This is a genomic window from Paenibacillus radicis (ex Gao et al. 2016), from assembly GCF_014641555.1.
In the GTDB taxonomy this organism is placed as follows: Bacteria; Bacillota; Bacilli; order Paenibacillales; family Paenibacillaceae; genus Pristimantibacillus; species Pristimantibacillus radicis.
This window is the reverse complement of sequence record NZ_BMHY01000009.1, coordinates 236261-245476: the sequence shown is the minus strand read 5'-3', so window position 1 is coordinate 245476 and position 9216 is coordinate 236261. Positions and strand designations below refer to the sequence as shown.

General features: G+C 51.0%; 11 protein-coding genes. 8 read left to right on the top strand and 3 right to left on the bottom strand.

Going from position 1 to position 9216, the window contains the following annotated elements; translation table 11 throughout:
* Window positions 1-559: 559 nt before the first annotated feature.
* Window positions 560-994, bottom strand: coding sequence for a hypothetical protein (locus IEX98_RS21465; RefSeq protein ID WP_188891249.1), 435 nt, complete (start codon window positions 992-994; stop codon window positions 560-562).
* Window positions 995-1486: 492 nt separating this feature from the next.
* Between IEX98_RS21465 and IEX98_RS21460 the strand changes: the two genes are divergently transcribed.
* From IEX98_RS21460 to coaD, 3 genes are read left to right on the top strand one after another with little or no spacing between them, the layout of a single operon-like run.
* A complete protein-coding gene (locus tag IEX98_RS21460) occupies window positions 1487-1669 on the top strand; it encodes a hypothetical protein (RefSeq protein WP_188891260.1) in 183 nt (60 codons plus the stop codon).
* A gap of 46 nt (window positions 1670-1715) precedes the next feature.
* Window positions 1716-2303, top strand: a complete 588-nt coding sequence (gene rsmD, locus IEX98_RS21455) for a 16S rRNA (guanine(966)-N(2))-methyltransferase RsmD (protein ID WP_188891248.1) — start codon at window positions 1716-1718, stop codon at window positions 2301-2303.
* Window positions 2296-2784 carry a pantetheine-phosphate adenylyltransferase gene (gene coaD, locus IEX98_RS21450; RefSeq protein ID WP_188891247.1) on the top strand — a complete coding sequence of 163 codons (489 nt, stop codon included), beginning with the start codon at window positions 2296-2298 and terminating at the stop codon, window positions 2782-2784. The genes rsmD and coaD overlap by 8 nt, the downstream gene beginning before the upstream one ends.
* A 2-nt stretch (window positions 2785-2786) precedes the next feature.
* On the opposite strand, the gene IEX98_RS21445 is transcribed toward coaD, so the two are convergent.
* The gene (locus tag IEX98_RS21445; protein WP_188891246.1) at window positions 2787-4085 is read right to left on the bottom strand and encodes a nucleoside recognition domain-containing protein; all 1299 of its coding nucleotides are present in this window, start codon (window positions 4083-4085) and stop codon (window positions 2787-2789) included.
* Between the two features lie 125 nt (window positions 4086-4210).
* Between IEX98_RS21445 and IEX98_RS21440 the strand changes: the two genes are divergently transcribed.
* Window positions 4211-5275 (top strand): YlbL family protein, encoded by a 1065-nt coding sequence (locus IEX98_RS21440; protein ID WP_188891245.1) that lies wholly within the window; start codon window positions 4211-4213, stop codon window positions 5273-5275.
* Here IEX98_RS21440 and IEX98_RS21435 read toward each other — a convergent pair.
* A complete protein-coding gene (locus IEX98_RS21435) occupies window positions 5265-6509 on the bottom strand; it encodes a nucleotidyltransferase (protein WP_188891244.1) in 1245 nt (414 codons plus the stop codon). The genes IEX98_RS21440 and IEX98_RS21435 overlap by 11 nt on opposite strands.
* Window positions 6510-6659: 150 nt before the next feature.
* On the opposite strand from IEX98_RS21435, the gene IEX98_RS21430 reads away from it, so the two are divergent.
* The 4 genes from IEX98_RS21430 to plsX all read left to right on the top strand — a co-directional run bounded on the left by IEX98_RS21430 (window position 6660) and on the right by plsX (window position 9216).
* Window positions 6660-7184 (top strand): YceD family protein, encoded by a 525-nt coding sequence (locus IEX98_RS21430; RefSeq protein WP_188891243.1) that lies wholly within the window; start codon window positions 6660-6662, stop codon window positions 7182-7184.
* Between the two features lie 37 nt (window positions 7185-7221).
* On the top strand, window positions 7222-7395 hold the full coding sequence (gene rpmF, locus IEX98_RS21425) for a 50S ribosomal protein L32 (protein ID WP_042160385.1): 174 nt from the start codon (window positions 7222-7224) through the stop codon (window positions 7393-7395).
* A 251-nt stretch (window positions 7396-7646) separates the two neighbouring features.
* On the top strand, window positions 7647-8243 hold the full coding sequence (gene fapR, locus IEX98_RS21420) for a transcription factor FapR (protein ID WP_188891259.1): 597 nt from the start codon (window positions 7647-7649) through the stop codon (window positions 8241-8243).
* Complete coding sequence (plsX, locus tag IEX98_RS21415) at window positions 8227-9216, top strand: phosphate acyltransferase PlsX (protein WP_188891242.1); 990 nt, start codon at window positions 8227-8229, stop codon at window positions 9214-9216. The genes fapR and plsX overlap by 17 nt, the downstream gene beginning before the upstream one ends.

Below are 9216 nucleotides of genomic sequence, written 5' to 3'. Positions count from 1 at the left end.
GCAAGCCGCAAGCCGCAAGCCGCAAGCCGCAAGCCGCAAGCCGCAAGCCGCAAGCCGCAAGCCGCAAGCCGCAAGCCACAAGCCACAAGCCACAAGCCACAAGCCACAACTAACTAACAACCCGTAACGAACCTGCTTCGCAAATTAGCGCAGTATTTTTCGTTGGAATATGGAGATCATGGTGATTCTGAAGTTTTGAAGTGAAATAATGTACATATTTTCTTTATTGCGAAAATGACTTACACAATAAAGAAGATATGTTCATTAGATCGTCTTAAAGACCTCTACGCTCTTGAATAAGTGAAATTTGTTACTTTAATTAGCGAAGCTGGTTCGCCCTGAGGTCGGGCTGATGTTTAAGTAAGTGGATAATTGCGGTAATTTATTATTGAGAACTACTATTTGTCTTTCCGGTTAAGTGCGTGGAACAAAGGATGCTTACTGAGGCGCTATTTGTTAATGTAGATTGGGACAGGAAAGGAATACTAATCGTATAGACATTAAAAATATAAGCAAAGCCCGCTAACCTATGTGGTTGGCGGGCTTATTGATTCTTTTATTAATATAAGACAGTAAAGTTATAGGGTTCAGTAGTAGAAAATTGATCGAATGTATTTCCACGGACTTGAATATAAACAGTTGCACCAGGAGCGATTGTAAGAGTTGTAGATACTTTAATAAAGCCATCTGGAGTACTATCGTAATAGTATCGAGGGATATCACCTGGAACTATGATGGAAAAGCCGTAAACCTTTCCTGCCGGGCTTACTAATTTCGCGGAAAATGATCTTGGACTACCTGTATTATTAGTCCAGCTGTACCAATCAGTATCATAGGGTGAATCGAGTAATGACGATACTCCCAGAATAGGTGCCTGTAATTGGTATGCCGTAGCTTTGGTGTCTGCCCAACCCTCATAGGCAAAAGCAGAGGTGACGCCAGTCAACGATAAAACTAATGTGAGTGCAACAATGATGAGCTTCTTCTTTAACAAAAAAATTCCACCCTTCAAATAAAATTGTAAATACGTTACAAATAGACTCTATCATAAAAATTGGAAGATTGTAATAAAAATTTCATATATTTGGAATAATTGGTTCTCTCTAGAGATGTTGGCATCGGACTAATGATGAAGGATAGAGCGCTTTTGCGCCGGGAATCTAATCCCCAAACGCTTACGATTTTGAAATTGGTATAAGGTGAGTATGCGCTACTTAGGCATGTTGTACGTAACGAGATGTCCGACCGGCTTCAGCGGACATAGGAGGTATGTTTGGATTTGTTTGTTAAACGATACGGTCAGTATATAAAAGAAATAATAAACAAGCCCACTGCAATTTAGGTCAGTGGGCTTGTTTATTATCGAATTTGAGTTTGGGCGACAAATGGGCGACAACTTATATAAATTAAATCCCGTGTAATATATAAACCTTGATTTATAAGGTTTTCTGAAAAAAATCGAGGCCCTCTTTCGAGAGCCTCTTTCATGGGAGAGGAGAAACCGGACGAAGAGCTTATGGGGAAACGTAAGTCTTCTCCGCGGTTGTCTACGGCATCTTCCGACGCCGATGATTTTATCTTGTCCGGTTTGTGGGGGAATATACCTTGGCATCCAAAAAAAATTGCAAAACCGCGTCTGCAGGAACAGAAGCTTTTTCAACGGCTATAAATTATGTTACGATAAGCGGGACAGTATACGAAGGGGGCAAAATGCAGTGAGAGTCATTGCAGGCGCGGCAAAAGGCCGTACGCTGAAAGCCGTTCCCGGCATGAATACGCGTCCTACGACAGATAAGGTGAAGGAAGCGATTTTCAGCATGATCGGGCCGTATTTCGACGGAGGCGTGGCGCTGGATTTGTTTGCCGGCACCGGCGCACTCGGAATTGAGGCCTGGAGCAGAGGCGTCGAGCGGACGATCTTCATCGACCGTGAGAAAATAAGCATCGATATTATCCGGCATAACACGGAGATAGCGGGAATGGGCAGCGCGGCGGAAATTTACCGCAACGATGCGGAGCGGGCGATCAAGCTGCTGGAGAAGCGGGGAATCGTATTTAAGCTCGTGTTTCTAGACCCTCCTTATAGGATGATTCAGATGGATGAGCTGATGACTGATTTAGCACAGCGATCCATGCTGGAGGAAGAAGCAATTATCGTCGTGGAACATGATGCGGCGCATCTTTACCCCGAGCACATCAAGCAATTTGAGCAATTAAAACAATCCAAGTACGGAGATACAGCGGTAACGATTTACCGATACATACCGTCTGACAGCATGAATGGGGGACAAGCAGATGAGTGAGAAGCTTCGCGTGGCGGTATATCCCGGCAGCTTTGATCCAGTTACGTTTGGACATTTGGACATTATTCGCCGATCGGCAAAGCAATTTGATCAATTAATTGTAGCGGTGCTTAATAATACGAGCAAAAATCCGCTTTTTACCGTTGAGGAGCGGAAAGAAATGCTGCGCGAGGTAACGAGCGACATACCGAACGTTACGATAGACAGCTTCCGGGACTTGCTTGTACGCTTTATGAAGTCACGCAACGCCAACGTCATTATCCGAGGCATTCGCTCGGTAACCGATTTTGAATATGAGCTTACGCTAGCTTCGACCAATCATTTGCTCGACAGTGATATCGATACGATATTTATGATGACGAATCCAAAGTATTCGTATTTGAGCTCCAGCATCGTGAAGGAAATCGCTCAGTTTAAGGGCGAAGTGACGGAGCTGGTGCCACAGGCGGTGGAACGTCGTCTGGTCGAAAAATATAAATAAGATTAGTGTCTCCTGCCGCCATTGGTATTCCGAATACTAACGGAACGATTTGCGGGAGGAGTCAGTTTTGTGATGAGAGACAGTAACACACAGGCGGCAGCTACGGCCGCTGCGCAAGCGAGCGCATAAGGCCATAGACCGGGCAGGTCGCTGACAGTCAGCGGCAGCGGCGCATTCATGGGGTCGCCATGCGAAAGCATGGCGGCCTCTGTTTTTACGCTGCTGCCGTCTCCGCCAAAAAAGACGGGGAGCGGCAAAGGCAGCCAAGCGAGGGCGGCTTGCGCAGGTTTCCACAACAGCAGCGCGAATAACGCGGCGTGCACCGCATGGAGCAATCGCGAGCCGATGAAGGGGAGCAGTTTCAGCCCGGTGCCCGAGACGGCGTAACCCGCCTGCAAAATAGCGCTGATGCCGCTCCATGCGAGCACAGCGGCTACAAGTGCAGCGTTGACGGATGCGCTGCTTAGCGGCCCTTGCCAAACGGCTGCTGCATATGCGCCGAGATGGCCTTCTAGCAGCGCGGGCAACGAGAGGTCCAGCGCTCCATTTGGCGCGACGAACTGGAGCAGCGGCTGCGCCAAGCGGGCTACAACGGAGGCGAATATAATAAAGCCGCCGACAACCATTAGCTTCTGTACGCCGGAGTATACGGCGTCGCCTAGCACTTTGCCGAAGCCTCGGCCGTCCTCCTCGCGGGCAGAAGTGATTGCCGCTGCGGCTCTGCCAAGCAGACCGCCTCGGCCGTCAGTTAGCCCGGCTTGGCGGTCGCGCCCAGGCTCCATAGCTGGATCGGGCTTGCGTCTTCGCAACAGCGCTTGCAGCCCAAAAGTCCAGAGCGCCGATAGCCATACGGCTGCAGCAATGATTATGCCTAGCTCAGGACGATGCATAAATCCTGCTCCAATGACAATAAGCATGAACATCGGGTTTGGCATATGCGACAAGGCCAGAAGCCGTTGACCATCGCGTGGGGATAACACTTCGCGACGCCTCAAATCGGCGGTAGCTTCTGCTCCGGCAGTGAAGCCGGACATCCAGCCCAGCACTAGCGGCAGTGCGGCGTCGCCCGGCAGCTTGAACAGCTTCCGCATCGGGGCTTGCATGAGTACGCCGAGGCCGTGGGCGAGCCCAAAGGCGGCGATCATTTCAAAAAGGACAAGGAACGGAAGCAGTCCGGGGAACACAATTGTCCACCAGACGGTTAGTCCTTGCAAAGATGCTTGAAAAGCGGCGTCCGGCATGCGAATGACAGCGCCGATAAGGGTGAGCGATATAAAAGCAAGCAAAATCGTACGGGCCATGAGCCGATCACTCCATTTGTAAAGGCGATTTTAAATCCGGACAGCTTGGTCGATTGTAAATTGTACGCTTGCGTGGACAAGGATAGACCAGTTGGTTAAGCAGCAGTGAAGAGAGGAGGGAAGCTATGAGAGAAGGATTCAAACGTGTTGGAATCAAAAATATCGTTCTTGTTGCCGCGACGGCTGTTTTCATGTGGTTTCTGTTATTTGCGCCGTCGCCGTATGTCATTTATGAACCGGGAATCGCGGCTGGAACGGGTTCAATGGTAACAATCGGTCCAGAAACTACTACGGAGATGCCGGTGACCAGTAGTGTAGAGGGCGGAGCTTTTCTCATGACGACGGTCAAGTTGACCGACACGAATTATTGGGGAGCAATCCGCTCCAATTGGCAGCGAGATGCGGAGGCTTTGTCTAAGACTAGCATTTTGAAAGGTTACACCGACGAGCAGTATCAGCAGCGGATGAATGTCATTATGCATGGCTCTCAAAATGATGCCATCGAAGCGGCGTACAGGTTCGCCCACGTACCTTACCATACGGTTCCTGCAGGGGTGATGGTATCAGGTTCAAGCCGTTCGGAAAACGGCTTGCTGCCAGGCGATTCAATTATTAAGGCAGAAACTAAAGAAGTTGCCGGACTGGATGATTTAGCCGCTGTGTGGCGGACTAAGCAAGCCGGTGATCAAGTTCGGTTGACGGTATTAAGAAACGAATCGGAGCTTGACCTGACGATGAAGCTGGAGGCATTTAACGGGAGCTTGACGAAGGAACGGCTGTCATTGGCGCTTGGAGGCGCTCAGCTTTCCGAATACCGGGAGCTTGCGCCAATTGACGGGAATCTAGCGCTGTCTATTAATGCGGGAGAAATCGGCGGCCCTTCGGCCGGCCTCATGTTCGCTTTGCAATCATTGGATTTATTGACGGACGGAGATTTGACCGGCGGACAAATCATCGCAGGTACGGGCACGATCGATCCAACCGGGAAAGTCGGGGAGATTGGCGGAATTGGCTATAAAATAGTAGCCGCGGATCAGGCAGGCGCAAGATTGTTTCTCGCGCCTGCCGGCAATTACGAGGAAGCTGCGAAAAAAGCGAAACGAATCCGCACCTCGATGCAGGTCGTTCGAGTGTCCACGCTCGCGGAAGCAGTTGCTGCATTGGAAGCTTTTCAATCAACTAAATCATAATCGGCTTGCCGGTAAAATCACGGTACATCGCCGCTGCAGAAGCATGTCCCGGTTGCGCAAGCATATAGGCCGCAGAGGCTTGAATGTCTAGCTGGAGGTAATGATAAGGCTCCTGCGCTTTCGAAGCGCTCAGGAGTACGGGCAGCGCAGCATGGGTGCGCATCCGGCGAAGCAGCTCCTTGCCTTTCCCAGTAAATCCGAGCACTCGGATGTATTGAACGCCGGATGCGAGCTTGTCAGCCGTAAAATCTTCTTTGCGATGCCCAAGCAATATGGACAATAACGCCCGCTGCAGCTTCGTGCGGGTATAACGCTTAGTCTTCAGCGCCTCAAGGAGTGATTCTACTCCGGAATCGGCAAGCTTCGGCATTGCAGCTGCTATGCGGTGCTCCAGCCCTTCGGCAATTTCTCTCAGCTCGCCGAGCTGGGCTGGGGAGCGGGTAACGATGCTGTGGAACAGAGCAGGGGAGAAGGTTTCCCAGCTTACGGGACTGCGGCTTGCCGCCCACTCCTGTTCCATGACACTGTATGTAGAAGCTGGAACGTAAGGTCGGCTGCCTGCCAGTTCCCGCTTGTCCAGAAGCAGCTTGCGGATCGCCGTCGCGCTGGCGATTGCATGATCTGTCACGTCTGTCTGGTTGTAATCAGATTTCTCGCGGCGGATCGTGTAGGGCTCCATTCGTCCTTGAAGCCGCTCCAGCGCAATTAAATAATGAAGGCCTAGCGTGTGGTTCGGCTGTGCGAACGGAAATACCGCCGCTTCCTCGCGACCGATGTGGGCCAGATAAGCGCTAATGGCTGTGCTGTACGCGCTTGGATAAGCACTGCCGCTCGCCAGCTCCTCCTTGAGCAGCGCCTTGAAGGCTGGTGGCTCATGCGCAACGACGCGGGCCGCTTCGCGCAGCGCGTCCAGTTCGCCGCTCTCTGTACCAAAGCAGAAGGCGTCCACGACGCCAGTAGCCTCCAGCAAGGCGACAGCGCCGTATGCGAACCATTCCGCGGCCTGTGTCGCGTAGGCTGCCGGCAGCTCGATGACGAGGTCGCAGCCGCCGCGCAGAGCGGCTTCGGTACGCGCCCACTTGTCCATGACCGCGGGTTCGCCGCGCTGGAGGAAGTTGCCGCTCATTACGGCGACGACGGAATCGGCGCCCGTTATTTTTCGCGATTGCTGCAAATGATATTGATGTCCGTTGTGAAACGGGTTATACTCGACAATTAGTCCTACTGTTCGCATACGGCCGCTCCTTGCTTCTCGAATGAATATATGATCCATCATAGCATAGAGCAGGATCGGGATTCACGGCAGGATCGTGAAAGGCGTGAAAATGTTGACAAAACAGTGCTGGGATAGATATAATAAATTTTGTTTGTTTGGGGTGATCTGATGCAGTTTCATGTACAGGAAACAATGTCCAAGGGGTTGAAGGCGAAGGTGGAGGAATCCATCGACGTAACCGACCTGTTTGAAGGACGCAGCGATGTCATTAGCAAGGGTCCGCTCCATGTGGCGCTTCAAGTAACAGGCAATGAAGGCGGGATTACGGTTGATGGTGAATTGACCATCGATTGGGAGCTTGCTTGCTCCAGATGCCTGGATCCTGTGAAAGAACACACAGTTATTCCTTTCTTCGAGCAGTTCAAGCCAGCGTCCGAATCGGACGAGGGGGAGAACGAAGACGACGAAGAGAGTGACGTCATTGCAGTGGCTGGAGACAGACTGGATCTGAAACCTTTTGTGGAAGAAGCGCTTCAGCTCTTTATGCCTTTTGCTCCGTTATGCAGTGACGATTGCAAAGGACTTTGCCAAACTTGCGGGCAAAACTTAAATGAACACACATGCGGCTGCAAGACGGAACGGATTGATCACCGTCTGGCAGTGCTCAAGGACTTGTTCAAAGAAGAACAATAACGCAATGCTGATTGATTTTGTGAAGGAGGTGGGAAATATGGCAGTACCTCAAAGAAGAACGTCCAAGACTCGCCGCGACAAACGTCGCACGCATTTCAAACTGGCGGTGCCGGGTATGGTAAAATGCGAGCAATGCGGAGAGCTGAAACTGGCTCACCACGTATGCAAAGTGTGCGGATACTACAAAACGAAAGAGATTATTGCTCAATAATCTCGGGATTCCCACAATAGCACTTCATTGCGATGAGGTGCTATTTTTTATATACTTAAGATTAGTACCTGGTGATAATATCAGCTATAAAGCGCCTCGCGGAGACGGTGTTGCCGCCCGCATGGTTAACTATAAGCGTGCATTTATATGAATCAGCCTATACATTCTTAATTTATAACAAAGCTGTCGGTTTGGTTTTAAATTAGAATGGGAGTCACTATACTGTAAAGGTGGTGCCGACGATGGAACGCATGCCCAAACGGCAGCGGCATCAGCTGCTCGCCCGGTTAATTGACGAAAATCCGTTTATGACGGACCGAGAGCTCACCCGCCATTTGAAAATCAGCATTCAGACGATTCGTTTGGATCGCATGGAGCTGGGCATTCCTGAGCTGCGTGAGCGCATGAAGCTGATGGCTGAACGCTCCTACGATTCGGTTCGGTCACTGCCGCTGCATGAGGTGATTGGCGATATCGTCGACCTGCAGCTGGACAAAAGCGGCATATCGATATTTGAAATACGCGATGAACATGTTTTCTCTCGCACCGGCATTGCCCGCGGCCATCATGTATTTGCGCAGGCGAATTCATTGGCGGTTGCTATTATAGATGACAAAATTGCTTTGACGGTAACGGCGGACATCCGATTCATCCGGCCGGTCAAGCTGGGTGAAAAATGCATTGCGAAAGCATATGTACGCTCCATTTCCGGCGAACGGAACAAGTCCAAGGTAGAATTGTTTACCTATGTGGGCGACGAGATGGTGTTCCAAGGCAATTTTGTCATTTATCGTTCTGCCGGAGATGCGGAAAACGAAGGAGGAGACGGACATGCGGATCGCCATTGACGCAATGGGCGGCGATCATGCCCCCGGATTAATTGTACAGGGGGCGGTTGAAGCTGCGAGAGAATGGCCGGATACGGAACTGCTGCTTGTTGGCGATACAGCGGTTATTGAACCGCTGCTCCAAGGACAGAAACCGGCTAATTTGCAGCTTCACCATACGGATGAAGTGATCGGAGCCGACGAAGAGCCTGTAAAGGCTGTTCGCCGGAAAAAGGGAGCTTCAATGGTCGTAGCCGGACAGCTTGTTCGGGAAAAACAGGCGGATGCCATGCTTTCGGCAGGTAACACTGGTGCATTGATGACGACGGGCTTGCTCGTTGTCGGCCGTCTGGACGGCATAGAGCGTCCTGCGCTTGCACCGATGCTGCCGACGATGGACGATATCGGCGTTCTGGCGCTTGATTTGGGCGCCAACATGGATGCGAAGCCGGAGCATTTACTCCAGTACGCAATAATGGGCAGTATTTATCGTTCGAAAGTGCACGGCATGGAGAAGCCTCGAGTGGGCCTGCTTAATGTCGGTACGGAAGAGAAGAAGGGCAATGAGCTGACGAAAGCGGCTTATGATCTGCTCACAGATGCCCCTATTAATTTTATCGGTAATGTGGAATCAAGAGATATTTTGCAGCGCAGCTGCGATGTTCTCATTTGTGACGGCTTCGCTGGCAACATTATGCTGAAGTCGATGGAAGGAACCGCAGGGTCGTTGTTGAATTACTTGAAGGACGCTTTCGGCGAATCGATGATGACGAAGCTCGCGGCGGCGATCATGCTGCCAAGACTCCGGAAGCTGAAGAAAAAAATGGACTATAAAGAGCATGGAAGCGCGCCGCTGCTCGGTTTGAACGGACTGGTCATGAAATGCCACGGTTCATCCGATGCTTTGGCAGTGAGAAGCGCGGTTCGTCAAGCGCGGACGGCGATTCAAGGACAACTGACCGAATCGATTGCAGCGGAAATAAGCGGGAAGTGA

Coding starts and splice junctions, on each gene's coding strand:
- IEX98_RS21430 (WP_188891243.1), top strand. CDS start 6,660: ATGCAGTTTCATGTACAGGAAACAATGTCCAAGGGGTTGAAGGCGAAG.
- plsX (WP_188891242.1), top strand. CDS start 8,227: ATGCGGATCGCCATTGACGCAATGGGCGGCGATCATGCCCCCGGATTA.
- IEX98_RS21440 (WP_188891245.1), top strand. CDS start 4,211: ATGAGAGAAGGATTCAAACGTGTTGGAATCAAAAATATCGTTCTTGTT.
- IEX98_RS21445 (WP_188891246.1), bottom strand. CDS start 4,085: ATGGCCCGTACGATTTTGCTTGCTTTTATATCGCTCACCCTTATCGGC.
- IEX98_RS21460 (WP_188891260.1), top strand. CDS start 1,487: ATGGGAGAGGAGAAACCGGACGAAGAGCTTATGGGGAAACGTAAGTCT.
- rpmF (WP_042160385.1), top strand. CDS start 7,222: ATGGCAGTACCTCAAAGAAGAACGTCCAAGACTCGCCGCGACAAACGT.
- coaD (WP_188891247.1), top strand. CDS start 2,296: ATGAGTGAGAAGCTTCGCGTGGCGGTATATCCCGGCAGCTTTGATCCA.
- IEX98_RS21435 (WP_188891244.1), bottom strand. CDS start 6,509: ATGCGAACAGTAGGACTAATTGTCGAGTATAACCCGTTTCACAACGGA.
- fapR (WP_188891259.1), top strand. CDS start 7,647: ATGCCCAAACGGCAGCGGCATCAGCTGCTCGCCCGGTTAATTGACGAA.